Origin of the sequence: Kocuria rosea (genome assembly GCF_006094695.1) — a bacterium.
Classification (GTDB): Bacteria; Actinomycetota; Actinomycetes; order Actinomycetales; family Micrococcaceae; genus Kocuria; species Kocuria rosea.
In genome coordinates, this window is record NZ_CP035103.1 from 2,171,438 (window position 1) to 2,196,560 (window position 25,123).

Consider the following 25,123-nt stretch of genomic DNA (forward strand, 5'->3'; position numbering starts at 1 on the left):
GCGTCGCCCCGGCCGCTCGGCGGGCGGACCAGCAGCACTGTCACGTCCCATAACGAGTCGGCACAGCAACTGGTGACCCACGTCACGGGCGTCTAGGCTCGATGGCACGGGTCGAGCAGCCGGCCGTGACGTCCTGTCGTGGAAGGACCCCTCCATGGACCACTCCCTGTCCGTCGTCGTGCAGATCGAGCTGGACACCCGGTGCGTGCACCTGGTGGTCACCGGCGATCTCACCGAGCGCAACCACCGCGTCCTCACCCCCCTCGTGGCCCGCGCCCGCACCCTGGTGCCCGGTGCGGCCGTCGTCGTGGACCTCACGGGCGCCCAGCACGTGGACCCGGGCGGTCTGGACCTGCTGCGGTGGTCCCTCGACCACGACCCCCTCCCGGAGTCCGGTGGCGCCGTCCGGGTGCTCACCCGGCCCGCGCCGTTCGGCCTCGCCGAGGCGGCCCGCCCCACGGCCGGTGCGCCCGCGCCGGCACCCGCGCGCTGGAACGGCGCCGAGCCGGGCGGGGTGGCGGCGTGAGCGGCGTCGACGTCGCCACGTCACCGGCCGGCACCGGCGCCGGGGGCACCCGGGACTGCGGCACGTGCCTGAGCCCGGACTGCGACTTCCCCGCGGAGCTCTCCGCGCTCCCCCTCGTGGAGCTGCAGGTCCTGCACAGCCGGGTGGTCTGCCAGCTCGAGCACGAGTACCTGCTCAACACCGACGGCCCCCACCCCGTCACCCAGGACCGCCACGAGGAGCTCGTGGCGGAGCTCGAGGCCCGCCGGGACGCGGCCCCCGGGGCGTGAGCGCTTCTCAGGCGGCGGACCGGGCCGCCCGGACGCGGGGCCGCCCGGCGGCGTACCACTGGGCGAAGAGCACGACGATCAGGGCCACGTCCACCACGTCCCCGCCGTAGTACATGAGCTGCGCCCCCGTGCGGGCGTCCGACGCCCCGACCCCGTCCGGTGGGTGCCCGTACAGGTGCTTGGCGAGCGCCGAGTGGACCGCCACGAAGCCGACCAGCACCGCCGCCCGCACGCGGAAGGAGCCCCGGTGCGGGTCCGGGTCCACCCCGACCACGGCGGCGGTGAAGACGCAGCCCGCGAGGAGGACGTGGAGGTGCACCGCCGCGTGCACGGCCACGGAGGCGTGCATCGTGCCGTACAGCCCGGTGGTGTAGAGCACCCACAGGCCGCCCGCGTTGAGCGTCCCGGCCACCACCGGACGGGTCACCGCCCGGACGGGCGGCGTGCGCAGGAGACGGGACAGGGCGCGGGCCCGGGCCACGGGCAGCGCGCGCAGCGCCAGGGTCACGGGGGCGGCGAGCACCAGCAGCAGCGGGGCGGCCATCCCCAGCAGCAGGTGTCCCGCCATGTGGGCGGTGAAGCCGGCGCGGGCGGCCCCGGCCAGGGGCCCGACCAGCGCCGTGCCGGCGCACAGCAGTCCCGCGAACCACAGCACCGTGCGGTGCGCCGGCCACGGGTCGCGGTGCCGTGCCGCCCACAGCCCCGCGGCCCAGCCGGCGGCGGCCAGGACGAGCAGGGCGAGCACGGTCGCGTCGAAGAGCGCCCAGCCGGTGGTCCCGTGGTCGTGCGTCATCGGCGCGGGCGGTCGGTCCGGTGCGGTCGGGTCCGGCGCAGGAGCAGGAGTCCCGCGGCGAGCGCGAGCACGGCCGTGCCGATCCAGGTGGCGTCGTAGACCAGCAGGTCCACGTCGTAGCGGATCTGGTGGATCCTGAGCACCTTGTGCAGGACCACGCCGTCGACGAGCTGGAACGCGCCGAGGCCCGCGAGCAGCCCCCCGGTCCAGCGGCCCCAGGACATGGCGCCGCGGCGGCGGATGTCGGCCAGCAGGAAGAGGGAGCCCACGGTGACGAACCAGCCGAAGGCGTGGAAGAGCCCGTCCGAGGCGAGGGCGACACCGGTGGTGGAGAGGTCGTAGAAGTGGTGCCAGTGCAGGAGCAGGTGGAAGACGGCGAGGTCCACCACGGAGGCGGCGATGCCCGCCCCCAGCAGCGCGCCGGCGATCACCGTCCGGCGGTCCTGGTCGGCCATGGTGTCCTCCTGGTGCGGGCGGGCGGGGTTGCGACCCAGCCTACGGCCGCCCGGGGCCCGGCCGTCCAGACCCGGATTGTCCGCGGCCCGGCACGGCAGGGCCCGGCGGGCGGACCGGCCCGGGTGGTTCAATGGCACGGTGCGCAACGACAACCTGACCCGCCGCGAGACCGCCGACCGTTCCGAGCTCGTCGCCGTGGAGAGCTACGACGTCCTGCTGGACCTGTCCACCGCGCCGGACCCGGAGGCGGACTCGTTCCGGTCCGTGACCACGGTGCGCTTCGCCGCGGAGGAGGGCGCCCAGACGTTCCTGGACTTCATCGGCCGCTCCGTGGAGTCGGTGACGGTCAACGGCCGGGAGCTGGACCCGGACGACGTCGTGGAGGGCGCCCGGATCCGGCTGCCGTCCCTCGAGGCGGCCAACGAGGTCACGGTGGCCGGGCGGGGGCTGTACTCCCGCTCCGGGGAGGGGATGCACCGGTTCGTGGACCCGGCCGACGGCCGGGTCTACCTGTACACCCAGTACGAGCCGGCGGACGCCCGCCGGGTCTTCGCGAACTTCGAGCAGCCGGACCTCAAGGCGTCCTTCCGGTTCACGGTCCTGGCCCCGGACGGCTGGCAGGTCTCCTCCAACGGGGTGCGCATGGCGGCGTCCCCCGCTCCGGAGGCCGAGCGGCCCGGGGCGGTGCGCCACGAGTTCGCCCCCACGGAGCGGATCTCCACGTACATCACCACGGTGCTGGTGGGCCCGTACCACCGGGTGGCGGGCGAGTGGCGGCACTCCTTCGAGGACGGCAGCCGCATGTCCGTGCCGCTGGCCCTGTACTGCCGCGCCTCGCTGGCCGAGCACCTCGACGCGGCCACCGGCGCCCGCGAGCTGTTCGACCTCACCCGGCAGGGACTGACGTTCTTCACCGAGCTGTTCGGCTACCCGTACCCGTTCGGGAAGTACGAGCAGGCGTTCGTGCCCGAGTACAACCTGGGTGCCATGGAGAACCCCGGGCTGGTGACCTTCACCGAGGAGTACCTGTTCCCGGACGGGGCCACCCGCGCCCAGTACCAGGGGCGGGCGAACACCCTCATGCACGAGATGTCCCACATGTGGTTCGGGGACCTCGTCACGATGACGTGGTGGGACGACCTGTGGCTCAAGGAGTCCTTCGCCGAGTTCATGGGGGCGCACGCGTCGGTGCAGGCCACGGATTTCGAGGAGGCGTGGATCGCGTTCGCGGACCGCCGGAAGGCCTGGGCCTACCGGCAGGACCAGCTGCCCACCACGCACCCGGTGGTCGCCGACATCCACGACCTCGAGGCCGCCCGGCAGAACTTCGACGGCATCACCTACGCCAAGGGCGCCGCGGTGCTCAAGCAGCTCGTGGCGTTCGTGGGCTACGGCCCGTTCGTCGACGCGTGCCGCGCCTACTTCCGCCGCCACGCCTACGGGTCCACCACCCTGGAGGACTTCCTGGCCGTGCTCGAGGAGGCCTCCGGGCGGGACGTGCGCGGCTGGGCGGAGTCCTGGCTGGGCACCTCCGGCGTCACCTCGCTGGCCCTGGACCTCGCCCGGGACGACGACGGCACCGTCACCTTCGCGGCGCTGCTCCAGGACCCCGGCGCCGGGGTGCTGCGCCCGCACCGGCTGCTGCTCGGCGGCTACGAGCGCGGTCCCGGGGACGTCCTGGTGCGCACCGGCACGGTCAGCGTGGACCTGCCCGCCGAGTCCTCCGTGGAGGTCCCCGAGCTCGTGGGCTCGACCGCGCCGCTGCTGGTGGTCAACGACGAGGACCTCACCTACGCCAAGACCCGCCTGGACCCGCTCTCGCTCACCACGGCCCTGAGCTCCCTGTCCTCCGTGGAGGACGACATGGCCCGCGCCCAGCTGTGGTCGGGGCTGTGGAACGCCACCCGGGACGCCGAGCTCGACCCCGGGGACTGGGTGGGCGCCGTCCTGGACCACGGCTTCGCCGAGCCGCAGACCGGAATGTTCTCCACCGCCGTGGACCACGCCGTGGAGGCCGTCGAGCGCTTCACCCCGACCGCCCGGCGGGCCCGGCTTCGGGGCCGGCTGCTCGACGCCGCCGTCCGGGAGCTGCGCCGGGCGGATCCGGGCAGCGACCGGCAGCTGGCCCTCGCCCGGCTCACCGCCCGCACGGCCCGGCGCGACGGCAGCCACGCCGGATGGTTGCGCGACCTCCTGGGCGGGCGGGACGCGCTGCCCGGGCTGCGGCTGGGCTCGGACCTGCGCTGGGCGCTGTGGACGGCGCTCGCGGCCACCGGCCACGGCGAGGACCCCGTCCTGGACGCCGCCCTGGAACGGGAGCGCGCCGCCGACCGGACCCGCACCGGGCAGGTCGGCTGGGCCCGGGCCCGCGCCGCCCGCCCGCTCCCCCGGGCCAAGGCGGAGGCCTGGGACGCGATCACCGGTGACGAGCTGTCCAACGACCTGCTGAGCGCCACGGTCGCCGGCTTCCAGCTGGGCCCGGCGGAGCTGGTGGAGCCGTACCGGGAGCGGTACTTCGCCATGCTGGAGGAGGTGTGGGCGCGCCGGTCCATCGGGATGGCCACCCGCATCGTGCAGGGGCTCTACCCCGCCGGCGCCGATCTCGAGCCGGGGCACGACCCCGAGCACCACCCGGTGCTCGCCCGCACGGAGCTGTGGCTGAGCAACCACGCCGGGGCGCCCGCCGCCCTGCGCCGGATCCTGGTCGAGGAGCGGGACCACCTGCTGCGGGCGCTGCGGGCGCAGGCGGCGGCGCGCCCCTGACCCCCGCACGCCGAGGCCGGCCCCGGGTCCTCCGGGCAACAGCAGTCCCCCCGGTGCGCACCGGGGGGACTGCGACGGTCCGGGGGACCCGGCGGTTCCGGGCGGCGCGGGCTCAGGTGGCGGGGCGCCCCGAGCGGCGCAGCACGCGGTCGACGGCGCGCTGGGCGTCCTCGTTGGACTTGAAGACCCGCCGGTCGAGGCTCTGGCCGAGCGACATCGACGAGTTGCCCAGCTGCAGCAGGTTCACCTTGGAGTCGTTGCGGTGCTCGCGGCGCGGCTGGGGCGCCTGCGGACCGGTCCGGGCGTCATAGGCCATGGTGGATCCTTTCCGTGACACCTCCAGTGTAGGAGGCCGCCGCCCCACTGAACAGAGCGCCGCCGGTCATCGGCCGTGCCGCCGCGCCCGGGACGTGAACCAGCCCCGGTCCACGGACCGCCGCACCCACCAGGTGCGCGCCACGAGCACGAGGGACAGCACGTGCAGCAGCACGAGCACCGACCAGTACGCCGCGGCCGCCACCGGGGTGAAGGGGACGGAGGCCGCGCCGGCGAGCATCAGCATGACCGGCGCCTCCAGGTTCAGCGCGTAGCGCAGGGGGCGCATCACGCGCACGGAGATGTCGTGCTCGGGCTGCCGGTTGATCCAGGACAGCAGCACCGCCACCACGGACATCACGATCGAGGCCGCCGCGGAGGGCACCTGCCAGCCCGGCCCCAGGACGTGCTCCCGCACGGTGGCGACGAGCCCCACGAGCAGCAGGACCGCGGTGATGAGGCTGACCGCCACGGAGGCGAACGCCGTGATCCCCTGCCGGGCCGGCAGGATCACCATCTCGCAGAAGGCGTCGTCGAACCGGGACGTGGGCCGCAGCGCCAGGTGGCCGCGCACCGCCCCGGGCCACCGCCGCACGGCGCGGTCCTCGGCGAGCACCCGGTCCACCGCCCGGTGCGAGCCGCCCGGCCCGCCGGGGCGCCCGCCCTCGTGCGAGAGGACCGTGAACTCGTGCAGCCGGACCTCCGGGGGCACCGTCAGCTCCAGGTGGAAGCTGCGGCAGGACGCGAGGTCGTGCAGGCCGACCCGACCCACCCAGGGCATCCAGCAGTGCCGCAGCCGGTCCCGGGCGCGCGGTCTCCGGCCGGCGGCGTACTGCTCGTCCATCGAGTACTTGAGCACGAGCCGGCGCCCCGCGAACTCGGCGGGCAGCGCGAAGGTCAGCAGGAAGCCGCGGGCCAGCTGGTCGGCCACGGTGGTGAACAGGGCGAGGTCGGCCTCCCAGTGCTCGGCGTCCTCCGCCGGCAGCCGCCCCCGGTCGACGAGCTCCTGGACGACGGCGCGCAGGTGCTCGCAGTAGGCCCAGAACCCGTCGAGGGCGTCCTCCACGAGCAGCTCGGGGGCGTGCACGATCGCCGGGACGTGGTCGTCCGCCAGGACGGCCGCCTCGGCCAGCGGCAGCTGCTCCGGGATCAGTCCGCGCAGCAGCAGCTCGGCGAGCGCCCCGTTGTCCTCGGTGCTGAGGACCGGGACGGGGTCGCCCTGGCAGACGGCGTCGAAGTTGCGCAGGGGCTGCTTGGCCTGGATGGTCACGGGCACCAGCAGCCGGCCGGCGGCGTCGGCCGGCCACGGGGCGCGCGCGGCGAGGTCGACGTCGAGGGAGACCTTCCGGCGGGTGACCCCGTCGGGGCTCATCAGCACGGACTCCACGCGCCGGTGGATCCAGTCGCCGGGGCTGAGGAAGAGCGTGCGCAGCACGTCGACGTCCACCGCCGGGCGGTCCGGCTCGGGCGGGAGGTCCTGGCCCTGGGGCATCCGCGCGCCTCCTTCGGGGGTCCCGGTCCGGCTCTCGTCCCGGGCGGTCACCGGGGTCCGCCCGGTGTCCTGATCGGCCATCATTGCACCAGTCAGCGCGGACACCGTACGGGCCCGGCGGTGGACCGGGCGTCACGGGAATCGTGAGAAGCTATTGACGACTTGATGCCCCAGCTCCATCGAGGGAGACCATGACCGACTACGCGCTCAACGACCGCGGCTCTCTGGAGATCGTCACGGAGAACTTCTACGACACCGAGATCATGCGGGTGTTCGGCGGTCTGTCCTTCGGCAAGCTGCGCACCTGGACGGGCAACGCGGCGCTGGTCCCGGAGCCGGACAACCCCTTCGACCCCCACACCGTCTCGGTGCGGATCGGGCCCAACAAGATCGGCCACCTCGCCCAGCAGGACGCGCAGCGGTACTGGCCCTACCTCGCGCGGGTCATCGCGTCCGGCTACACGCCGGTGGCGCCGCTGAAGCTGGAGGCCACGGTGCTGCGCCAGGACGGGCAGGCGGAGGTCGACGCCGCGGCGCGGCTGTCGATCGCGGCCCCGGACCTGCTGTTCCCGCTCAACACGCCCCCGGCGCAGGCCGCGGTGCTGCCGCAGGGCCCGTCGATCAAGGTCCTGGACGAGCAGGAGTTCGCCGAGTACCTGCACAGCGTCATCCCCCCGTCCGGGGAGGGCCGCGTGATGCTGACCCTGGAGACGAACAAGGTCCGCAACCACCACGGGCAGACCCTGGACATCGTCGACGTGCTCTACGAGCGCCGTCAGGTGGGCCGGCTCTCCACCCAGATGTCCCAGCAGTTCATCCCGATCATCGACCACGCCTTCCAGCAGGAGAAGCTCACCGCGGTGTGGGGCACCATCCGCGGCTCGGCCTTCGAGGTCTCGATGACCCTCCAGGCCGCGCGTCCGGAGGACATCCCCGCGGAGTGGTTCGAGCAGCTGCCCAACGACGTCCCCGAGCTCCTGCCGCCCGGCGGCAGCTTCCCCGTCCCGGACGCCTACGTCCCGGCCGAGGCCGACCGCTCGCGCAACGCGAAGAAGTGGCGCAAGGGCCTGGCCGTGTCCGCGGCGGGGTCCGGGGGCGCGGAGCGCGCCGGGCACGACGACGACGTGTCCGCTCAGCGCTCCTCCGCCGGCCCGGGGACCGGCGTGCTCGGCCGGGTGCACGTGGCCGTGTGGACGCTGCTGGCCATGACCGTGCTGCTGGGCGGGGTGGGCGTGGTCTTCCTCGGCATCGAGCCGCTGGTGAGCGCGCTGTGCTTCATCGTGGCCGTCGCGACCGGCTTCATGTCCTTCTACCTCGCCCGGATGAGCACCGGAGCGGCCCGCCGATGATCAGCCGCCGGGAACGCTTCCTCCAGATCCTCGAGGTCCTCTCGAAGCACGGCTTCGGCTTCGCCCTCGGCGGGATCAAGGAGGAGTGGCGCGCACCGCTGGCCCGGGTCCGGCTCATCGACCCCGACAAGCTCTACAGCCAGCCGGTCCACCTGCGGCAGGCCCTCGAGGAGCTCGGTCCCACGTTCGTGAAGCTCGGCCAGGTGGTCTCGACCCGGCCGGACCTGCTGCCGCCGCGGTACGTGCAGGAGCTGACCCGGCTGCAGGACAGCACGCCCCCGGTGCCGCCGGAGCGGATCCGGGCGATGATCGAGTCGGAGCCCGACTCCGCCGCCGAGGAGATCCTCGCCGAGATCGACCCCGTGCCGCTCGCCACGGGCTCGATCGGCCAGGCGCACGCGGCCGTCTACAAGGGGGTGGACGTCGTCGTGAAGGTGCGCCGCCCCGGCGTCGTCGAGGAGGTCAACCGCGACCTCGAGATCCTCGCGGAGCTGGCCAAGCTGCTGTCCACCTACTGGCCGGCGGTGCAGCACTTCGACCTCGTGGGTCTGGCGGACGAGTTCGCCCAGTCCCTGCGGGACGAGCTGGACTACCTCACGGAGGCCCGCAACGCCCAGCGGATGGCCGAGAACTTCAGGGGCGACCCCCGGGTGCACGTCCCGGAGATCTTCTGGGAGGCCTCGACCTCCCGGATCCTCACGATGGAGCGGATCCGCGGGATCAAGATCAACGACTACCCCGCCCTCGAGGCCGCCGGGCTCGACCGGCACCTGCTGGCCGTGGACTCGACCGAGGCCATCTGCCGGATGATCTTCGAGCACGGCTTCTTCCACGCGGACCCGCACCCCGGGAACCTCTTCGTGGAGACCGGCGGGCGGATCGGGATCATCGACTTCGGGATGATGGGCACCCTCACCGACGAGTTCCGGGACCACCTGGTGACCCTGATGCTCGGCGTGGTGCAGGAGAACCCGCGGCGGGTCGCCGCGGGGCTGCTGGGGCTGACCTCGCAGGAGCTGGACGTCAACAAGAAGGACCTCGAGCGGGACGTGGCGATCCTGCTGCGCCGCTACGCGAACAAGCCCCTGCACGAGGTGCGGGTGGGCCACCTGATGGGCGACCTCATCGGGATGCTGCGCCGCTACCGGATGCACCTGCCGCGCGAGTCCGCCCTGTTCCTGCGGATGCTCGTCACGGCGGAGTCCGTGGGCACCGGCCTGGACCCGGAGTTCGACCTCGTCTCGGTCCTCGCCCCGTACGCCCAGCGGTTCGTGCTGCACCGGCTCTCCCCCGAGATCCTGGCCAAGCGGGTGCGCGACATCCTGCAGGACGCGGTGCAGATGGGCGTGGAGGCCCCCGAGTACCTCCGGCGGCTCATCGTGGTGCTGGAGCGCGGCGGCTTCGACGTCCACCTGCGCGCCGACGAGTTCGAGCCGCTGCTCAAGCGCGGCGAGAAGATCGGCCACCAGGTGGTGGCCGGCGCGGTGATCGCCGCGTCCATCAACGGCATGGCCCACATCCTGGCGTCCGACCCGGAGCGGTGGCGGAAGTTCCACACCCCCCTGATCGCCGGCGGCGCGACCACCGTGGGCACGCTCACCGGCTATCTCGTGCTCTCCACCAACGTGCCCAAGGTCCGGCGCCTGGCCAACACCATCCGGGTCCGCCGCCGCTTCTGAGCCCCGGCGGGGCGGCCCGCCGGGCCCCCGCCGCGCGGGGACCCGGCAGGGACCCGGCGCGGACGCACTCGCGGCGGGGCACGACATCCCGTTGACTTCCCCCACCTCGCGGCAGAGCATGGCGGTGGAACCCGGGCGCGGACGTTGTGCCTGGTCAGCCGGGGGGAGCGGGATCATGGGCGAGCGGAGGCCGATCACGCTGCACCTGCTGGGGAGCTGGGACCTCGCCGTGCAGGGCGCCCCGGTGCACACCGGGGCGCGGCAGCAGCGGCTCCTGGCGGCGCTGGCGGTCCACGGCCCCCGGTCCCGGCACTACCTCGCCGGCCTGCTGTGGCCGGAGTGCCCGGAGGACCACGCGCTCGGCAGCCTGCGCGCGGCCGTCTTCACCCTGTCCCGGCGCGTGCCGGGGGCCCTCGCGGGCCGCGGCGGCGACCTCGCGCTCTCCGGGGCGGTCGACGTGGACCTGCACCGTCTGCTCGAGCTGGTCGTGCGCCCCGTGGCGTCCTGGTCCGCCGAGCGGGACGACGCCTGGGTGCTGGACCGCCCCCGGGTGGCGCTGCTGCCGGGCTGGTACGACGACTGGGTGGTCGAGGAGCAGGCCCGGCTGCAGGAGCTCTACGTCAACGCCGTGGAGGAGCGGGCCGAGCTCTGCCTGGTCCGCGGGGAGGTCCACCACGCCCTCGCGCTGGCCCGGACGGTCCGAGACGCCGCTCCCCTGCGCGAGAGCGCCGTGCGCCTGCTGCTCCGCGCCCACCTCGCTCTCGGCAACGAGGCCGAGGCCCGGCGGGCTTTCCAGGAGTACCGCTCGGCCCTCGCGGTGGAGCTGGGCGAGCAGCCCTCGGACCGGGTCCGGGGGCTGCTCGAGCCCCGGCGCCGACGGTGAGGACCCGGGTTCCGCGGCCCGGGCCCACGGGGGCCGTGGCCAGTGCTCAGCCGGCCGCGGGCGGCATCTCCAGGTGCACGACCTTCACCTGGGTCATCTCGTCGAGGAGCTCGGGGCCGTAGCCGAAGCCCGCGCCGGACGCCCGCCGCGGCTGCGCCGCACCGCCCGGGGCGCCGCCGAAGACGTTGTTGACCTTGAGCGTGCCCACCGGCAGCTCGGCCACGGCGCGCTGGGCGTGGGCGATCCGGCCGGTGAGCACGGTGGCGGCCAGCCCGTAGCGGTCGGCGGCGGCCAGCCGGAGCCCCTCGTCGAAGCTGTCGACGACCTGGACCGGCGCCACGGGCCCGAACGTCTCCTCGGTCATCACGGCCATCGCGGGGGTGCACCCGCGCAGCACGGTGGCCGGGTAGAACGCGCCGGGGCCTTCCGGGACCTGGGCGCCCTCGAGCACGACCGCCCCCTGGGCGACGCTCTCGGCGACCTGGCGGTGGACCTCCTCGCGCAGCCGCTCGTCGACCAGCGGCGCGAGCGTGCCGTCGGTGTTGCGCCGGCGGGCCTCCTCGGCGAGCGCCTCGAGGAACGGCTCGGCGACGCCGCGGTGGACGTAGATCCGCTCGACCGCCACGCAGATCTGGCCCGAGTTCGCGAACGCGCCGAGGGCGGCCTGCCCGGCGGCCCAGACGGGGTCGACGTCGTCGTCGACCACCAGGGCGTCGTTGCCGCCGTTCTCCCGGACCACGTGGGCGCCGGTGCCGACCGCCGCGCGGGCGATGGCCTCCCCCGTGGCGGTGGAGCCGACGTGGGCGAGGACGTCGACGCCGGGCAGCGCCGTGAGCAGCTGCCCCACGGCGGCGCCGCCGGTGACGGTGCCGAGCACGCCGGCCGGCAGGACCCCGGCGAGGATCTCCCCGAGGCGGGCTCCGAGGTGGGGGCAGCGTTCGCTCGGCTTGTGCACCACGGTGTTGCCGGTGACGATCGCCGCGCCCAGCAGGCCCGCGGCCACGGCCACGGGGTCGTTCCAGGGGGTGAGGGCGACGACGACGCCGCGCGGCTCCGCGACCGTGTAGTCGGCCGCGAGCACGCTGCCGCGCAGGCTGTGGCCCCGGTGCACCGGGCCGAGCTCGGCGTACTGGTGGAGTGTGCCGACCCCTGCCATGACCCCGCCCAGGGACTCCTCGACGGGCTTGCCGGTCTCGCGGGCGTTGAGCGCGGCGAGCTCCTGGGCGTGGGCGGCCAGGCGGTCGGCGGCCGCGCGCAGGGCCTTCCCGCGTTCCTCGGGAGCGGTCCGGGCCCAGTCCCGGGCGGCGGCGCGGGCGGTCTCGACCGCGGCCCGCACCTCCTCCTCCGTGGCGGCGGCCAGGGTGCCGACCGTGGACCCGTCCCGCGGATCCTGCACGGTCAGCTCGGTCGTCGGGGCGGTGGCGGGTGCAGCGGTGGTCATGGAACTCCTTCTCCGTGCGGGCGGGCGTCCTCCGGCCGTGCGGGCGCGGACACCCAGGGGGCCGTCCTGATGAGCATACTGATGAACGGCTCGGGAGCGGCTACGGTAGCAGGGCCAGGCCGCCGCACCCGCGGCGCCTGCCCCCTGTTCCGACGAGGAGCAGCACGCCCGCCCGCGGCACCGGCCGTGGGCGCGGCCGTGTCCAGCAGAGAGGAAGTTGCATGAGTCTCCAGCCCACCAATCCCGGCCGGGTGCTGATCACCGGCGGTGCCTCCGGGCTCGGCGCCGCCGTGGCGGAGGCGGTCCGCGACAACGGCGGCACCCCCATCGTCCTGGACCGGGACATCAGCACGCTCACCGGCGTCACCGCCTACGAGGTCGACGTGGCGGACACCGCCGCGGTGACCGAGACGGTGCGCCGGGCCGTGGCGGACGCCGGCGGTCTGGACGCGGTCGTCACCGCGGCCGGCATCGACCGCTGCGGCCGGCTCGAGGACGTGGCGAGCACCGAGTGGGAGAAGGTCGTGCAGGTCAACCTGTTCGGCACCGTGTCCACGGTGCGTGCGGCGCTGCCCGCCCTGCGGGAGTCCCGCGGGCGGGTCGTCACCGTGGCCTCCACCCTGGCGCTGAAGGGCGTCTCGGACGCGACGGCGTACTGCGCCTCCAAGTTCGGGGTGCTGGGCTTCACCCAGGCCCTCGCCGCGGAGCTCAAGGGCGAGGTCGGCGTCACCCAGCTCATCCCCGGCGGCATGAAGACGCGCTTCTTCGACGACCGGGACGAGCAGTACAAGCCCCAGGACGACTCCCAGCTCAACGATCCGGAGAACGTCGCGAACGCCGTCCTGTTCGCCCTCGGCCAGCCCCGCGGGTGCGAGATCCGCGAGCTGTTCGTCGCCCACGCCGAGGAGGGCTCCTGGCCCTGATCGGCCCTGCGTACGGAGGGACGGCCGGACCGGACCGCGGAAACGCCTCCGGCCCGGCCGTCGCCGCTGGTGAGAGCATGGTTGTCCCCACAACGGGCGACGGGTCGGGCGCGGGCAGATCATGACTGCGCATCTAGACTGATGACCTCTCCCCGACCGCACAGGAAGGCCTGACGTCAGCGTGGACTCCCCCCTCGACACCACGGTGGCACGCGTCCCGATCACGGTGCGCTGCCTCGACGAGCACGGCCGGCCCGTGCGCCTCTCGGCGCGCACGCTCGGACGCGGCTCCACCGACCTGCAGGACCTGCTGCGCCGGGCCTACGCCGCCGTCCGGGAGGACTGCCCCGCCGAGACCGTCACCGTCTCCTTCCTGGAGGACTGCCGGGGCAGGCTGCAGCTGGAGTACCTGGTGGTGGACCGCACCCGTCCGAGCCGCTGGCGGCGGAACCGCGAGCGGGGCCGCGCGGAGGACGTCCGGACGGCGCTGACGGAGGCGACCATCGTCGTGACCCTCGCGGTCGAGGCCGTCGGGGCGGTCGCCGCCGCGTCCACGGCCCGGTGGTCGGAGGGCGACACGCCCGACTTCGCCGACCTGGTCCTCGACGGCGCGCGCACCGTCCGGCTGCCCGGCGCCGTGCGCGCCCTGCTCGGCGACGACGCGGTGCTGGAGCTGCTGCGGGGCACCATGGCGATGTTCCTGGACGACGACGTCGAACAGCTGGTCATCGGCAAGGACCCCGAGCTGCCGGGCCGCTACCAGGAGACGGTGGTCACCCGCTCCCCCGCCCTCGTGCGCTTCCTCCGGGGCGGGCCCCTGGCCGGACTGGTCCCCGGGGGCTCCGAAGGGTCCTGAGCTCCCGGCCCTGCCCGGTGCGGCCCCGCCCCGGTGGCGGATCCGGGCGCGGTCCTGCGCGGCGCGCCGCCGCGGATGTCGGAGGCGGCGGCCATGATGGGCCCGACCGGTCACCGGGACGGAAGGGGCTCGACGTGGGACTGATGGCGCCGCTGCAGGACAGGCTGCGCACGACCTTCGCCGGACAGGCGGACCGCGTGCCGGAGTGGGAGCTGGCGCTGGCCGACGGCCAGGACGCCGGGCACTTCCGGCCCGGTTCGGCGGTGTGGGCCGTGCACGGGTCGATGGCGACCATCCCCGCGGGCGTGCGCGCCCTGCTCACCCAGGCCCTGCACCCGGGGGCGCTGGCCGGCGTCGTCGAGCACTCGGACTACCGGAGCGACCCCCTGGGGCGCCTCGCCGGGACCATCCGGTGGATCTTCACCGTCACCTACGGGGACACCACCGCCGCGCACCGGGCCTCGGCGCACGTCCGCCGGATCCACGACGGCGTGCGCGGCACCTACACCGGGGCCGACGGCGTGCGGCGCCCGTACTGCGCGAACGACCCCGAGCTCGCCGAGTGGGTCCACCTGGCGTTCACGGACGCGTTCCTGCGCTCCCACCAGCGGTGGGGCGGGACGATCCCGGGCGGGCCGGACGCCTACGTGCGGGAGTGGGCCGTGGCGGGCCGGCTGATGGGCGTGGAGCGGCCGCCGCGCTCCGAGGCCGAGCTGGACGAGCGCCTCCGGTCCTTCGGCCCCCGCCTCGCCGGAGGCCCGCGCGTGGACGACGTCGTGGCGTTCCTGCGCCGCCCGCCCCTGGACCCCGTGCTGCTGCCGGGCTACCGGGCCCTGTTCGCCGCCGTCGTGGACTCGCTGCCCGGGGACCGGCTGGACCTGCTCGGTCTCGAGCGTCCGCGGCTGGGCCCCGTGCCGCTGCCCACGCGCAGCGCCGCCGGGCTCACCCTGGCGGTGGTCGGCCGCGCCCTCGGGGAGACGGGGCCGAGCGAGGCGGCCGCGCGCCGCCGCCTCGCTCGCCTCGGCCTGCTCTGAGAGCGCACCGCGCTCAGGCCGAGGCCTCCTCGGTCCCGGCGCGCCCGGTGACGTGGTCGTAGGCCTCCGCGGCCGCCGCGGCCACGCCGTGCCACGTCCGTCCCGGCACGACCCGGCGCCGGCCCTCGCCGCCGAGGCAGCGGCGCACGGCGGGGCACTCGAGCATCATCCGCAGGACCGTGGCGAGGGTCTCGGGCTCCTCCGGCGGGGTGAGCATCCCGGTGATGCCGTCGGCCACGGTCTCGGCGAGCACCGGCAGCCGCGAGGCGACCACGGGGGTCCCGGTGGCCAGGGCCTCGACGGACTCGGTCGGGGCCGCGGCCCGGGTGACCGGGCGGTCCTTGCGGGCGACCACGAACACGTCGAACGCCTGGTGGTACTGCACGACCTGCTCGTCCGGGACCCGCCCCGTGAAGCGGACCCGGTCGCCCAGGCCGAGCTCCGCGGCCAGGCGCTCGAGCTCCCGCCGCGCCGGGCCCGCGCCCACGACCACCACGAGCAGCTCCGGCACGTCGGCGCGCACGAGGGCCGCGGCGCGCAGGAGGTCGTCGAGGCCCTCGTGCTCCACCAGGTCCGCGACCGCGCCCACCACCCGGGCCGTCTCCGGCAGCCCGAGCACCCGGCGCGCCTCCCGCAGGGGACGGGGATCCGCCAGGTAGGGGCCGTCCACGGCGGGGGGCGCCACGCGGACCGGGACCGGGCCGGCCGGCAGGGCCCGCGTCAGCGCCCGCACCCGCTCGCCCATCGCACGGCTCGTGGTCACCACGTCGGCCGCGGCGGCCAGGACCTCGGCCTCCCGGGCGCAGTCGAGCCGGTGGCGCTCGCTCGTGACGGCCTCGGCGGGACGGGAGGCCGCCCACCGGTCGGCAGGCAGCTCGCGCACCTCGTAGACCCACGGGATGCCCAGGGCCTCGGCCACCGCGCGGGTCACGAGGCCGTTGCCGGGACGGCTCGTCGTGTGCAGCACGGCGGGCCGGGCGCGCAGGGCCAGTTCGAGCAGGGCCTGCGCCTCCTGCTGCAGTCGTGCCGTGGGCAGCAGCGCGCGGCGGGCGGGCAGGATCCGGTGGTAGGAGACGCCGTCGAGCACCTCGGGCGCCGGCCCGTGCGACCGGCCGTCGGCGGGCACGGGACCGGGGCGGGTCACAGCGGTCACGGTCCAGCCCTGGGCCACGGTCGCGGACAGCAGGGAGTGGTGGCGCGGCGCGCGGAGGCCCCGGGCGCGCGGCGGGGCCTCGGCCAGCACGTGCAGCACGGAGGCGGCCTCCGGCCGGTAGCCGACCACCGGGGTGAGCGCGGGACGCCAGCCGGAGAGCAGCCGCAGGTCGTCCTCGTAGTGGAGCAGCCGGCGGCGCTCCCCCGGCGTGGCTCGCCCGGCGGCCACGGCGCGCCGGAGCTCGACCACGGCCTCCGAGATCCGGCCGACGTAACGGTGGCGGCGGGCCCGCGTGCCGGCGAGGTCGCTGGTGCCGGGCGGCACCAGCGCGAGGAACCGGTCCGCCTCGGCCACGCGACCCGCGGACAGGGCGGCCTCGGCGAGGCGCCGGGCCGCGCCCGGCGCGGGACGCCGGCGGCGGGCCCGGCCGAGCCGGTGCTCGAGCTGCCGCTCCGCGCGCGGGTCCGGGCCCAGGGCGCGGACCACGGCGGCCCCGGCCTCGGGCCAGGGACTGCGCAGCAGGGCGCGGGCGGCGGGTCGCGCCGCGGCGGCGGGGAGAAGCCGGGCCGCGGGCAGCCAGAAGGCCTCGGGCTCGTCGTCCGGACTGAAGGGGCGGGGAGTGTGCGGCATGGCCTTCTCGCGGGGGGTCAAGAGGGGCCGTCCCGGTCGATCACGGGGCGTGCTGCGGGCGGGGGAAGACGTTTCTCGCCGGGTCGGGGGGCCGGTGGGGAACTACTGATCGTCAGGGTTCAGCGTAGCAAGATATGGGCCCAGATCGTCCGCCGCGACGGCCGTGCCGATGCCCGCCATCGCCTCGAGGTCGGGCAGGACCACGGACTGCCCGTCCGGGGACACGCCGAGGCCCTGATCGGGGGCCGTGGTCATCCGCAGGTCCCCGGCGGAGAGACCGGCCAGGTCGGGGGCGAGCCCGGCGATCCACGCCGCGTCGAGCCCCTCGCTCACCGTCAGGTAGGGCGAGAAGTCGCTGACCACGGTGTGCAGCCGGACCGGGTTGAGCAGCGTCTGCGGGCCGAGCAGCCGCTCGAGAGCGGACTGGACGTAGTTGCGCTGGTTCTCCACCCGCTGGAAGTCCCCGTCCTCGAAGGCCTTGCGCTCCCGGACGAACTCGAGCGCCCGTTCCCCGTCCATGTGCTCGGGGCCCTGCTCGAAGGTCATGCCCTCGTTGGACACGAAGTCCTGGGGCACGTCGACGGTCACGCCGCCGAGGGCGTCGGTGAGGGCCTGGAAGCCGGCGAAGTCCACCTCGGCGACCTGGTCGACCCGGGTGCCGAAGAGGTCCTCGACCGTCCCGACCATCAGCGGGACGCCGCCGAGATCGAGGGCGGCGTTGATCTTCGCCTCCCCCACCCCGGGGATCGGCACCCACGTGTCCCGCAGCACGGAGATGACGTAGGCCTCGCCGCCGTCCTCGGGGAGGTGCACCAGCATGATGGTGTCCGCCCGCACCCCCTCGACGCCCACGTCCGCCCGCCCGCCGGGCTGGCTGTCGGCGCCGAGCAGCAGCACGGTGGTGCCCCGGTCCTGGGCGGAGCCCGCGGCGGGGCGCCCGCTCTCGGCGGGGAACGCGTCGTCCACGACCTGCTTGCGGGCGTCGAAGGTCCGTCCCAGGTTCCAGACGAACGCGGCGGCCACCAGGGCGAGGACCAGCACGAGACCCAGGAGCACCAGCAGCACGCGCCGGACCGGGCCGTGGTGCGGGGCGGCCGCCGCGCGCTCGGCACCACGGTCGGCGTCGCGGGCGGATTCGCGGTCGTGGACGGTCATCAGAGGCTCCCCGTTCGGTGGGTCGGGCGGACGCCGGTCGCGGCACCTGTCCCGGTCGGTGCGCCCATGCTAGGCCGCCGCTGCTCGGAGGTCGCCCGGAGGTCGCTGGGAGAGCCGGGGGCGGAGAAGGGCCACGGGCGGGTCAGGGCACCCGGGCGATCCACTCCGGGGTGGCGAACTTGGTGCGCACGAGCTCGCGGGCGGCGGCGATCTCGGCGTCCCGGACGGTGCCCTCCGCGGCGCCGTAGCGGCCCGCGAAGACCTCCACGAGCTTGCCCACGACGTCGGCGCGGGCCATGCCGGTCTGCCGGCGCAGCGGGTCCACACGCTTCTTGGCCGAGCGGTGCCCCTTGTCGGAGAGCTTCTCCTTGCCGATCCGCAGGACCTCGGTCATCTTCTGCGCGTCGATGTCGTAGCTCATGGTCACGTGGTGGACCATCCCGCCGCCCGCGAAGCGCTTCTGCGCCGCTCCGCCGATCTTGCCGTGCTCGGTGGCGATGTCGTTGAGCGGGACGTAGAACGCCTCCAGGCCCATCTCCTGGAACGCCTGCATGACCCACTGGTCGAGGAACGGGTAGGACTCCGAGAAGCTGAGCCCGTCCACGAGCGTCTGCGGCAGGTACAGCGAGTAGGTGATGCAGTTGCCCGCCTCCATGAACATGGCCCCGCCCCCGGAGACGCGGCGCACCACGGAGATGCCGTGCCGCCGGGCGCCCTCGGCGTCCACCTCGTTGCGCAGGGACTGGAAGGACCCGATCACCACGGACGGCTCCTCCCAGTCCCACAGGCGCAGGGCGGGCGGGCGCCGGCCCGCGCCCACCTCGCGGGCGAGGACCTCGTCGAGCGCGAGGTTCTCCAGGGTGGGGCGGACGGTGGGCGGGATGACCTCCCACGCGTGGTCGTCCCACGTCGTGGCGTGGGCCAGGGCCCGGCGGACCGCGGTGGCGATCGCCTGCGGGGAGAAGCCGAACAGCACGACGTCGGGCGCGAGGGCCGCCTCGACCGCCGCGACGATCTCCTGCGGGGAGGCGTGCTCGCTGAGCCCGGTGAGCGCCGCGTTGATGTCCTCGAGGGCCTCGTCGGGCTCGAGGAAGAAGTCCCCGTTCACGGAGACGTCGGCCAGCCGCCCGTCGACCACGTCCAGGTCCGCGACCACGAGCTTGCCGCCCAGCACCTTGTACTCCCCGTGCCGCCGCTCCTGCGCCATCCGTGTCCTTCCCTCGTCCGTGCCGGTGGTCCCGGGTCAGCCTACGCCGGGGACCGCGGGCACGGCGCAGGCCCGGACCGGTGCGGTCCGGGCCTGCGGGCGATCGTGCGGGGCCCCGCGAGCGGGACGGAGATCAGCTGCTGGACTTGCCGAAGTTCTTGAAGCGGGCGTTGAAGCGCTCCACGCGGCCGGCGGAGTCCATGATGCGCTGCTTGCCGGTGTAGAACGGGTGGGACTCCGAGGAGATCTCGACCTCGATGATCGGGTACTCGTTGCCGTCCTCCCACGTCTCGGTCTTCTTCGAGGTGGCGGTGGAACGGGTCAGGATCGTCTTGCCGGAGGCCAGGTCGCGGAAGAGGACCGGGTGGTAGTCCGGGTGGATGTCAGTCTTCATGGGGTTCAAACCTTTGTCGTCGGTGCCTGGATTTTGCCAGCCACGGTTTCGCTCGGTGGGCGGTGCGCCGTCGTCGTCCGTCCGCGCGGTCCGGGAAGGGCGGGGGCATCGGGCACCAGCGGTCCAGCGTACCGGATCGCCGGTGGAAATTCACCCGCCGTCCCGCGGCGCGGGGGGGCCCGGTGCTTGCCGTTCCCCCCCGCGCCGCTGCCCCGGCCGCGGCGCCTCACCACCGGTGGGCGACGTCCACGACGAGCCGCGACCCCCGGCCCGGCCCGTCGAGGACGAACACCCGGAACGGCAGCCGCGCGCGCACGCCGAGGCCGACCGATGTCCGGGCCTCGTAGCTGCCGCCCCACGCGACCTGGCGGAACGTGCGGTAGCCGGCGACGTCCACGAGCTCCCGCCGGTCGTCGAACTCGTAGGTGGGCCTGCCCCTGCCGTCGTAGGCGGGGGCGTTGGCCGTGATCACCAGGTCGGTCCCCCGCAGGGGGATGGGGTCGCCGGAGCCGATGCCCGTGAACCGGGCGTAGCGCACGTCGTAGCCCCGCAGCCTGCCGTCGAGGTCGATCACCATCCGGTCGAAGCAGCGGTGCTGCCCCGCCCGGACGTCCGTGACGTGGGGGTAGCGGGGCGTGGTCGCCTCACCGCTGCGGGCCTTGGCCCCCGATCCCCACGTGATGCCGCAGTACGGGGCCGCGGCGTTCGCGCTGCCGGGGACGATGAGCCCCAGCCCCATGGCCAGCACGAGTGCCGCCAGCCATGAGATGACTTTCTTCATGATGCACCTTCTCCAAGACCCCTCGGGCCCCGGTGGGCTCGAGCGGGTGCTCCCATGATCCGCCTTTCCGAATGCTAAGTCTCCAGGTGAGGGTGAACTGGGTCAGCAATCGTTATGGGGCGGGGCGTCAGCGGCAGGGCCGGGTCTCCCAGAAGGCCACGGCCGAGGCGGCGGCGACGTTGAGGGAGTCCACGCCGTGGGACATCGGGATCCGCACGGTGAGGTCCGCGTGGTGGACGGCGGCGGCGCTCAGCCCGTCCCCCTCGGTGCCGAGGACCAGGGCCAGGCGCTCGTCGCGGCGCGCCGACAGCTCCTGGAGGGTGATCGAGTCGTCGCTCAGGGCGAGCGCCGCAGTGGTGAAGCCCGCGTCCTTGATCCGCTGCAGGTCGGCCGTCCAGTGCTGCAGCCGGGTCCACGGGACCTGGAACACGGTGCCCATGGAGACCCGGATGGAGCGCCGGTACAGGGGATCGGCGCAGCGCGGGGTGACGAGCACGGCGTCGACGTCCAGCGCGGCGGCCGAGCGGAAGATCGCCCCCACGTTGGTGTGGTCGACGATGTCCTCGAGAACCGCCACCCGGTGCGACGACGCCAGGAGCCGCTCCAGCTCCACCGGCTCCGGGCGCTGCATGGCCGCGATCGCCCCGCGGTGCAGGTGGAAGCCGGTGATCTGCTCGAGCACCTCGTCCGGGCCGACGTACAGGGGCACGTCCGGGTGCTCGGCGAGGACGTCCGCGAGGTCCTCCAGCCACTTCTCCGCCATGAAGAAGGACCGAGGGGTGTGCCCGGCCGCGAGTGCCCGGCGGAGCACCTTGGAGGACTCGGCGATGTACATGCCGCGCTCGGGCTCGAGCTTGCGCCGCAGCCGGACGTCGGTCAGGCGGGCGTAGTCGGCCACCCGGGGGTCGTCGGCGCTGTCGAGGCGGATCATCTGGGGGAGGTCGGTCACGGGGGTCTCTTCGGGGTCGGGGTTCGAGGCGGGCGGGGTCGGGGCCGCGGAGGGGGTCCGCCCCGAATGGTAGCCGGAGCCCGTCCGGGGCCCGGCCGGTCTCAGAGCAGCTGGGACACGAGGCTCACGAGGGCCACGACGCCGAGCACCACGATCACGGTGCGCAGCAGGACCGGGGAGAGCCGGCGGCCGATCTTGGCCCCCGCCCAGGCGCCCACCGTGGAGCTGAGGGCGATGAGCAGCACCACCCACCAGTTGATCCGGTCGAACGCGAAGAGGATGTAGGACACGGCGGCGACGATGTTCACCGCCGCCACCAGCACCACCTTGACGGCGTTGGCGGCCTGCAGCGAGGCGAGCAGGAAGACGCCCAGGATGCCGAGCAGCAGCACGCCCTGGGCGGCCACGAAGTACCCGCCGTAGATCCCGGCCAGGAACACCAGGACGTACAGGGACGCGGGCTGCGGGGCCCGGTCCGGGTCGAGGGTGCGGGGGGTCTCCCCCCGGGCCCGGGCCGCCGCGGCGGCGGCCTCGGCCTGCTCGTCCTTGCGCCGGCGCACCAGAGCCTGGAGCCGCGGCTGGAAGACCACGAACAGGAGGGCGACGACGATCAGCCCCGGCGCGGCGTAGCCGAAGACCTCCTCGGGCAGGTGCAGCAGCAGCCACGCGCCGATCACCCCGCCGAGCGCGGAGCAGGGGATGAGCTTGAGCAGGGTCCGTTCCACGCCCGCGAGCTCGTGGCGGTAGTTCCAGGCGCCGGTGAGGTTGCCGGCGATCAGGCCCATCGCGTTGGACATGGACGCGGTCACGGGCGGGACGCCCATGGTCACGAGCACGGGGAAGGTGACGAGGGTGCCCGAGCCGACGATGGTGTTGATCAGTCCGGCGGCGACGCCGGCGAGCAGGATGAGGGCGGCCTGCCACCACTCGAACGGGAAGTCCGCGGCGAGGGCTGCGAGCGTGTCGGGCACCACGTCGGGTCAGGACCGGCCGAACGCGGCGAAGCGGTTGCCGACCTTCACCAGCTTCAGCGGGAGGCCGAAGGTCTCGGAGAGGTTCTTCTGCGTCATGACGGTGCGGACGGGGCCCGCGGCCACCACCCGGCCCTCGCGCAGCAGCAGTGCGTGGGTGAAGGCGTCGGGCACCTCTTCGAGGTGGTGGGTGACCATGACGATCGCCGGGGACGCCCCGTCGCGGGCCAGCTCGTCCAGCCGGGCCACCAGGTCCTCCCGCCCGCCCACGTCCAGGCCGGCGGCGGGCTCGTCGAGCAGCAGCAGCTCGGGGTCGGTCATCAGGGCGCGGGCGATCAGGACGCGCTTTCGCTCCCCCTCCGAGAGCGAGCCGAAGCGGCGCTCCGCCAGGTGCTCGATCCCCCACGCGGCCATGAGCTCCTGCGCCTGGGCCTCGTCGGCGTCGTCGTAGCTCTCGATCCACCGCCCCGTCACCCCGTACGCGGCGGTGACCACGCAGTTGCGCACGGACTCGGCGTCGGGGATCTGGGTGGCGAGCACGGCGGAGGTCAGCCCGATGCGGGGGCGCAGCTCGAACACGTCCACCGCGCCGAGGATCTCGTCCAGGATGTCGACCATGCCCCGGGAGGGGTGCAGGCGGGCGGCCGCGATGGACAGCAGGGTGGTCTTGCCGGCGCCGTTGGGGCCGAGGATGACCCAGCGCTCGCCCTCGTTGACGACCCAGTCCACGGAATCCAGCAGGGTCTTCTGTCCGCGGACCACGCTGACGTCCACCATCTCCACCACAGCACTCATACCCGCCACTCTAGGACACGCGGAGCGCCGCACCGGCGTGCCGGTGCGGCACGCACCCCGTCAGGGACGGGCGGAGCGGCGCGGCCACCGCCCACGGATGATCGACGCGCGGTGCTCCCTGCCCTTCCCGGCGGCGCCGGAGCGGGCGGCCCAGAAGTCCTCCCCGGCCCAGCGGAAGCGGGGCGTCTCCTTGGCCAGGAACGCGCGCTGCCCGATGCGGGCGTCGGGTCCGTCGAGGACTTCCCGGAACAGGGCCTCGGAGATCTCGTCGGCGCCGAGCCCGGCCGCCTCGCCCTCGCCCGGAGTGGCCAGCCCGATCAGGTGCTTGTGGGCCTGCACGGAGAGCTGGGACCGCCCCGTCAGGTCCGTGACCACCTGCTCCAGGGCCGTCTCGAAGCCGGCGTCCTCCACCACGCGGGTGAGCATGCCCCACCGCTCGGCGTCGGCGGCGGTGACGGTGTCGCCGGTGAGCAGCAGGTAGGAGGCCGTGCCGGGGCCCACCAGGCGGACCAGGCGCTGGATCCCGGAGGCCGGGAACACGATGCCGATCCGGGCCGGGGTCAGTCCGATGCGCAGGGAGGCCGTGGCGATGCGCAGGTCGCAGGCGCCCGCCAGCATCCAGGCCCCGCCCATGCAGTACCCCTCCAGGGCCGCCACGGTGGGCTTGTGCACCGCGGCCAGGGCCGCCTCGGCCTCGGTGAGCAGCCCGCCGCGGGGCAGCCCGGTGCCGGGCTCCCCCAGGCACTCGAACACCTCGGCGATGTCGGCCCCGGCGGAGAACACCCCGCCCGCCCCGCGCAGCCCGATCACCCGCACGCCGGGGTCGGCGTCCAGCTTCTCCAGCACGCCCGGCAGGGCCGCCCACATCGCCGGGGACAGCGCGTTGCGCCGGTCGGGGCGGTCGAGGACCACCCAGGCCACGGGTCCTTCCCGCCGGACCTCCAGGGCGCCGGTGGACATCTCGGGGAGGGGCTGAGCGGTCATCGGAGGGCTTCCGCCTTCGGGTCGGTGGTGTTCCCGGTGGGGCCGGCCCCGGTCGCGGTGCCCGCGAGCCAGTCGCGGACGGAGGCACCGTGCTGGTCGAGCACGGGCGGGGCGGCGTGGTCCCGCCGTGTCGTCTCGTCCGTGTCGCCGGGGGCGAAGAACCGCACCGCGGGTCCGGGCAGCTCGACGGGACCGAGGACCTCGTGGTCGACGCCCACGACCAGCCCCTGCGAGCGCACCTGTTCCCAGGCGTAGACCTCGTCCAGGGTCCGGACCTTCCCGGCCGGGATGCCGATCCCGGCCAGCAGCTCCAGCAGCTCCTCGGGACCGTGCGCGGCGAAGGCCTCCTCGACGGCGGCGATCACGGCCGGGCGGTTGCGGACGCGGTCGGCGTTGGTCGCGAACTCCGGCCGGTCGGGGTCGATCCCGAAGGCCCCGGCGAAGGTGCGCCACAGCTTCTCGCTGCCCACGCTGATCTGCACCTTCCCGCCGCGGCAGGCGAACAGGCCGTAGGGCGCGATGGAGGGGTGGTGGTTGCCCTGGGCCCGCGGCACCTCGTGGGCCACGGTGGCGCGGGTGCCCTGGAAGGCGTGCACCCCGACCACCGAGGACAGCAGGGAGGTGCGCACGACCTTCCCGGCCCCGGTGCGCTCGCGCTCGTAGAGGGCGGCCAGCACGCCGTAGGCGCCGTTCATCCCGGCCAGCAGGTCGGCGATGGGCACGCCCACCCGCTGGGGGTCGTCCGGGCCGGAACCGGTGAGCGACATGAGCCCGGCCTCGCCCTGGACGATCTGGTCGTAGCCGGAGCGCCGGGACTCCGGTCCGTCGTGGCCGAAGCCGGTGATGGAGAGCACCACCAGGCGGGGGTTCAGGCGGTGCAGCTCCTCGACGGAGAAGCCGAGCCGGTCCAGCACCCCGGGCCGGAAGTTCTCCACCAGGACGTCGGCGCGCTCCACGAGCGCCCGGAGCACCTGCCCGCCGTCCTCGGACTTGAGGTCCAGGGCCACGGACTCCTTGTTGCGGTTGCAGGACAGGAAGTACGTGGCCTGCGGGTCGTCCTCGGGTCCCACGAAGGGCGGGCCCCACCCGCGGGTGTCGTCACCCGTGCCGGGGCTCTCGATCTTGACGACCCGCGCGCCCAGGTCGGCGAGCATCATGGCCGCGTGCGGGCCGGCGAGGGCACGGGACAGGTCCACGACGAGGGTGCCGGCCAGGGGGCCGCCGGACGGCGAGGGCTCCTGGGGGTCGGTGCGGGGCGGGGTGCCGGTGGCGGGCTGGATGTCGGTCATGGCGGGTTCCTCCGGGATCGGGTCGGTGGGCATCGG

24 protein-coding genes are annotated in these 25,123 nt (G+C 74.6%); 9 read left to right on the top strand and 15 right to left on the bottom strand.

The annotated features are described in order from the left end of the window. Positions 1-154 precede the first annotated feature (154 nt). Together EQG70_RS10095 and EQG70_RS10100 are read left to right on the top strand one after the other, a co-directional pair. Positions 155-526, top strand: a complete 372-nt coding sequence (locus EQG70_RS10095) for a hypothetical protein (protein ID WP_035923943.1) — start codon at positions 155-157, stop codon at positions 524-526. After that, positions 523-795: a hypothetical protein gene (locus EQG70_RS10100; RefSeq protein WP_052132711.1), complete on the top strand. Its 273-nt coding sequence runs from the start codon at positions 523-525 to the stop codon at positions 793-795. Before EQG70_RS10095 ends, EQG70_RS10100 begins: the two co-directional genes overlap by 4 nt. A 7-nt stretch (positions 796-802) precedes the next feature. Here EQG70_RS10100 and EQG70_RS10105 read toward each other — a convergent pair whose 3' ends face one another. Next, positions 803-1,588 carry a cytochrome c oxidase assembly protein gene (locus EQG70_RS10105; RefSeq protein WP_109222735.1) on the bottom strand — a complete coding sequence of 262 codons (786 nt, stop codon included), beginning with the start codon at positions 1,586-1,588 and terminating at the stop codon, positions 803-805. Further along, positions 1,585-2,043 (bottom strand): DUF2243 domain-containing protein, encoded by a 459-nt coding sequence (locus EQG70_RS10110; RefSeq protein ID WP_035923945.1) that lies wholly within the window; start codon positions 2,041-2,043, stop codon positions 1,585-1,587. Before EQG70_RS10110 ends, EQG70_RS10105 begins: the two co-directional genes overlap by 4 nt. 139 nt (positions 2,044-2,182) lie before the next feature. Here EQG70_RS10110 and pepN point away from each other — a divergent pair, with 139 nt between their 5' ends. Beyond that, positions 2,183-4,807 (top strand): aminopeptidase N, encoded by a 2,625-nt coding sequence (gene pepN / locus EQG70_RS10115; RefSeq protein WP_167508883.1) that lies wholly within the window; start codon positions 2,183-2,185, stop codon positions 4,805-4,807. 112 nt (positions 4,808-4,919) lie between these two features. Here the strand turns inward: pepN and EQG70_RS10120 are convergent, their stop codons facing one another. Both EQG70_RS10120 and EQG70_RS10125 read right to left on the bottom strand, forming a co-directional pair. Beyond that, on the bottom strand, positions 4,920-5,123 hold the full coding sequence (locus EQG70_RS10120) for a hypothetical protein (RefSeq protein WP_017834330.1): 204 nt from the start codon (positions 5,121-5,123) through the stop codon (positions 4,920-4,922). A gap of 66 nt (positions 5,124-5,189) precedes the next feature. After that, complete coding sequence (locus tag EQG70_RS10125; protein WP_138976469.1) at positions 5,190-6,614, bottom strand: hypothetical protein; 1,425 nt, start codon at positions 6,612-6,614, stop codon at positions 5,190-5,192. 191 nt (positions 6,615-6,805) lie between these two features. Between EQG70_RS10125 and EQG70_RS10130 the strand changes: the two genes are divergently transcribed. The 3 genes from EQG70_RS10130 to EQG70_RS10140 all read left to right on the top strand — a co-directional run bounded on the left by EQG70_RS10130 (position 6,806) and on the right by EQG70_RS10140 (position 10,525). Then, positions 6,806-7,963, top strand: a complete 1,158-nt coding sequence (locus tag EQG70_RS10130; protein WP_017834332.1) for a hypothetical protein — start codon at positions 6,806-6,808, stop codon at positions 7,961-7,963. Next, positions 7,960-9,642, top strand: coding sequence for an ABC1 kinase family protein (locus EQG70_RS10135; RefSeq protein ID WP_017834333.1), 1,683 nt, complete (start codon positions 7,960-7,962; stop codon positions 9,640-9,642). The genes EQG70_RS10130 and EQG70_RS10135 overlap by 4 nt, the downstream gene beginning before the upstream one ends. A gap of 175 nt (positions 9,643-9,817) precedes the next feature. Then, positions 9,818-10,525: an AfsR/SARP family transcriptional regulator gene (locus tag EQG70_RS10140; protein ID WP_167508884.1), complete on the top strand. Its 708-nt coding sequence runs from the start codon at positions 9,818-9,820 to the stop codon at positions 10,523-10,525. A 46-nt stretch (positions 10,526-10,571) separates the two neighbouring features. Here EQG70_RS10140 and EQG70_RS10145 read toward each other — a convergent pair whose 3' ends face one another. Continuing rightward, positions 10,572-11,966 carry an aldehyde dehydrogenase family protein gene (locus EQG70_RS10145; RefSeq protein ID WP_109222741.1) on the bottom strand — a complete coding sequence of 465 codons (1,395 nt, stop codon included), beginning with the start codon at positions 11,964-11,966 and terminating at the stop codon, positions 10,572-10,574. Positions 11,967-12,187: 221 nt separating this feature from the next. On the opposite strand from EQG70_RS10145, the gene EQG70_RS10150 reads away from it, so the two are divergent. From EQG70_RS10150 to EQG70_RS10160, 3 genes are all read left to right on the top strand, one after another. Further along, positions 12,188-12,889: an SDR family oxidoreductase gene (locus EQG70_RS10150; RefSeq protein ID WP_109268962.1), complete on the top strand. Its 702-nt coding sequence runs from the start codon at positions 12,188-12,190 to the stop codon at positions 12,887-12,889. 181 nt (positions 12,890-13,070) lie between these two features. Further along, positions 13,071-13,745: a hypothetical protein gene (locus EQG70_RS10155; RefSeq protein WP_109268961.1), complete on the top strand. Its 675-nt coding sequence runs from the start codon at positions 13,071-13,073 to the stop codon at positions 13,743-13,745. 143 nt (positions 13,746-13,888) lie between these two features. Beyond that, a complete protein-coding gene (locus EQG70_RS10160) occupies positions 13,889-14,779 on the top strand; it encodes an oxygenase MpaB family protein (RefSeq protein ID WP_031283456.1) in 891 nt (296 codons plus the stop codon). A gap of 13 nt (positions 14,780-14,792) precedes the next feature. On the opposite strand, the gene EQG70_RS10165 is transcribed toward EQG70_RS10160, so the two are convergent. From EQG70_RS10165 to EQG70_RS10210, 10 genes are all read right to left on the bottom strand, one after another. After that, positions 14,793-16,562: a glycosyltransferase family 4 protein gene (locus EQG70_RS10165; protein WP_126346325.1), complete on the bottom strand. Its 1,770-nt coding sequence runs from the start codon at positions 16,560-16,562 to the stop codon at positions 14,793-14,795. A 102-nt stretch (positions 16,563-16,664) separates the two neighbouring features. Continuing rightward, the gene (locus EQG70_RS10170; RefSeq protein WP_109268959.1) at positions 16,665-17,717 is read right to left on the bottom strand and encodes an LCP family protein; all 1,053 of its coding nucleotides are present in this window, start codon (positions 17,715-17,717) and stop codon (positions 16,665-16,667) included. A 142-nt stretch (positions 17,718-17,859) separates the two neighbouring features. Further along, positions 17,860-18,924, bottom strand: a complete 1,065-nt coding sequence (locus EQG70_RS10175) for a lipoate-protein ligase LplAB (RefSeq protein WP_109268958.1) — start codon at positions 18,922-18,924, stop codon at positions 17,860-17,862. Positions 18,925-19,057: 133 nt separating this feature from the next. Continuing rightward, complete coding sequence (locus tag EQG70_RS10180; RefSeq protein ID WP_017834341.1) at positions 19,058-19,318, bottom strand: type B 50S ribosomal protein L31; 261 nt, start codon at positions 19,316-19,318, stop codon at positions 19,058-19,060. A 226-nt stretch (positions 19,319-19,544) separates the two neighbouring features. Then, a complete protein-coding gene (locus tag EQG70_RS10185; protein WP_167508885.1) occupies positions 19,545-20,099 on the bottom strand; it encodes an AMIN-like domain-containing (lipo)protein in 555 nt (184 codons plus the stop codon). Positions 20,100-20,226: 127 nt separating this feature from the next. Next, a complete protein-coding gene (locus tag EQG70_RS10190) occupies positions 20,227-21,030 on the bottom strand; it encodes a TrmH family RNA methyltransferase (protein ID WP_109268975.1) in 804 nt (267 codons plus the stop codon). 119 nt (positions 21,031-21,149) lie between these two features. Next, positions 21,150-22,019 carry a sulfite exporter TauE/SafE family protein gene (locus EQG70_RS10195; RefSeq protein ID WP_051063812.1) on the bottom strand — a complete coding sequence of 290 codons (870 nt, stop codon included), beginning with the start codon at positions 22,017-22,019 and terminating at the stop codon, positions 21,150-21,152. A gap of 9 nt (positions 22,020-22,028) precedes the next feature. After that, positions 22,029-22,814 carry an ABC transporter ATP-binding protein gene (locus tag EQG70_RS10200; RefSeq protein ID WP_031283465.1) on the bottom strand — a complete coding sequence of 262 codons (786 nt, stop codon included), beginning with the start codon at positions 22,812-22,814 and terminating at the stop codon, positions 22,029-22,031. A gap of 60 nt (positions 22,815-22,874) precedes the next feature. After that, on the bottom strand, positions 22,875-23,798 hold the full coding sequence (locus tag EQG70_RS10205; RefSeq protein ID WP_109268957.1) for an enoyl-CoA hydratase/isomerase family protein: 924 nt from the start codon (positions 23,796-23,798) through the stop codon (positions 22,875-22,877). After that, complete coding sequence (locus EQG70_RS10210; protein ID WP_017834348.1) at positions 23,795-25,087, bottom strand: CaiB/BaiF CoA transferase family protein; 1,293 nt, start codon at positions 25,085-25,087, stop codon at positions 23,795-23,797. Before EQG70_RS10210 ends, EQG70_RS10205 begins: the two co-directional genes overlap by 4 nt. Positions 25,088-25,123: the final 36 nt, after the last annotated feature.

What these genes read in the sequence shown, in the direction of transcription:
- EQG70_RS10095 (WP_035923943.1), top strand. Translation starts at nt 155, where the DNA reads ATGGACCACTCCCTGTCCGTCGTCGTGCAGATCGAGCTGGACACCCGG.
- EQG70_RS10105 (WP_109222735.1), bottom strand. Translation starts at nt 1,588, where the DNA reads ATGACGCACGACCACGGGACCACCGGCTGGGCGCTCTTCGACGCGACC.
- EQG70_RS10110 (WP_035923945.1), bottom strand. Translation starts at nt 2,043, where the DNA reads ATGGCCGACCAGGACCGCCGGACGGTGATCGCCGGCGCGCTGCTGGGG.
- EQG70_RS10120 (WP_017834330.1), bottom strand. Translation starts at nt 5,123, where the DNA reads ATGGCCTATGACGCCCGGACCGGTCCGCAGGCGCCCCAGCCGCGCCGC.
- EQG70_RS10125 (WP_138976469.1), bottom strand. Translation starts at nt 6,614, where the DNA reads ATGCCCCAGGGCCAGGACCTCCCGCCCGAGCCGGACCGCCCGGCGGTG.
- EQG70_RS10130 (WP_017834332.1), top strand. Translation starts at nt 6,806, where the DNA reads ATGACCGACTACGCGCTCAACGACCGCGGCTCTCTGGAGATCGTCACG.
- EQG70_RS10135 (WP_017834333.1), top strand. Translation starts at nt 7,960, where the DNA reads ATGATCAGCCGCCGGGAACGCTTCCTCCAGATCCTCGAGGTCCTCTCG.
- EQG70_RS10140 (WP_167508884.1), top strand. Translation starts at nt 9,818, where the DNA reads ATGGGCGAGCGGAGGCCGATCACGCTGCACCTGCTGGGGAGCTGGGAC.
- EQG70_RS10145 (WP_109222741.1), bottom strand. Translation starts at nt 11,966, where the DNA reads ATGACCACCGCTGCACCCGCCACCGCCCCGACGACCGAGCTGACCGTG.
- EQG70_RS10150 (WP_109268962.1), top strand. Translation starts at nt 12,188, where the DNA reads ATGAGTCTCCAGCCCACCAATCCCGGCCGGGTGCTGATCACCGGCGGT.
- EQG70_RS10160 (WP_031283456.1), top strand. Translation starts at nt 13,889, where the DNA reads ATGGCGCCGCTGCAGGACAGGCTGCGCACGACCTTCGCCGGACAGGCG.
- EQG70_RS10165 (WP_126346325.1), bottom strand. Translation starts at nt 16,562, where the DNA reads ATGCCGCACACTCCCCGCCCCTTCAGTCCGGACGACGAGCCCGAGGCC.
- EQG70_RS10170 (WP_109268959.1), bottom strand. Translation starts at nt 17,717, where the DNA reads ATGACCGTCCACGACCGCGAATCCGCCCGCGACGCCGACCGTGGTGCC.
- EQG70_RS10175 (WP_109268958.1), bottom strand. Translation starts at nt 18,924, where the DNA reads ATGGCGCAGGAGCGGCGGCACGGGGAGTACAAGGTGCTGGGCGGCAAG.
- EQG70_RS10180 (WP_017834341.1), bottom strand. Translation starts at nt 19,318, where the DNA reads ATGAAGACTGACATCCACCCGGACTACCACCCGGTCCTCTTCCGCGAC.
- EQG70_RS10185 (WP_167508885.1), bottom strand. Translation starts at nt 20,099, where the DNA reads ATGAAGAAAGTCATCTCATGGCTGGCGGCACTCGTGCTGGCCATGGGG.
- EQG70_RS10190 (WP_109268975.1), bottom strand. Translation starts at nt 21,030, where the DNA reads ATGATCCGCCTCGACAGCGCCGACGACCCCCGGGTGGCCGACTACGCC.
- EQG70_RS10200 (WP_031283465.1), bottom strand. Translation starts at nt 22,814, where the DNA reads ATGAGTGCTGTGGTGGAGATGGTGGACGTCAGCGTGGTCCGCGGACAG.
- EQG70_RS10205 (WP_109268957.1), bottom strand. Translation starts at nt 23,798, where the DNA reads ATGACCGCTCAGCCCCTCCCCGAGATGTCCACCGGCGCCCTGGAGGTC.
- EQG70_RS10210 (WP_017834348.1), bottom strand. Translation starts at nt 25,087, where the DNA reads ATGACCGACATCCAGCCCGCCACCGGCACCCCGCCCCGCACCGACCCC.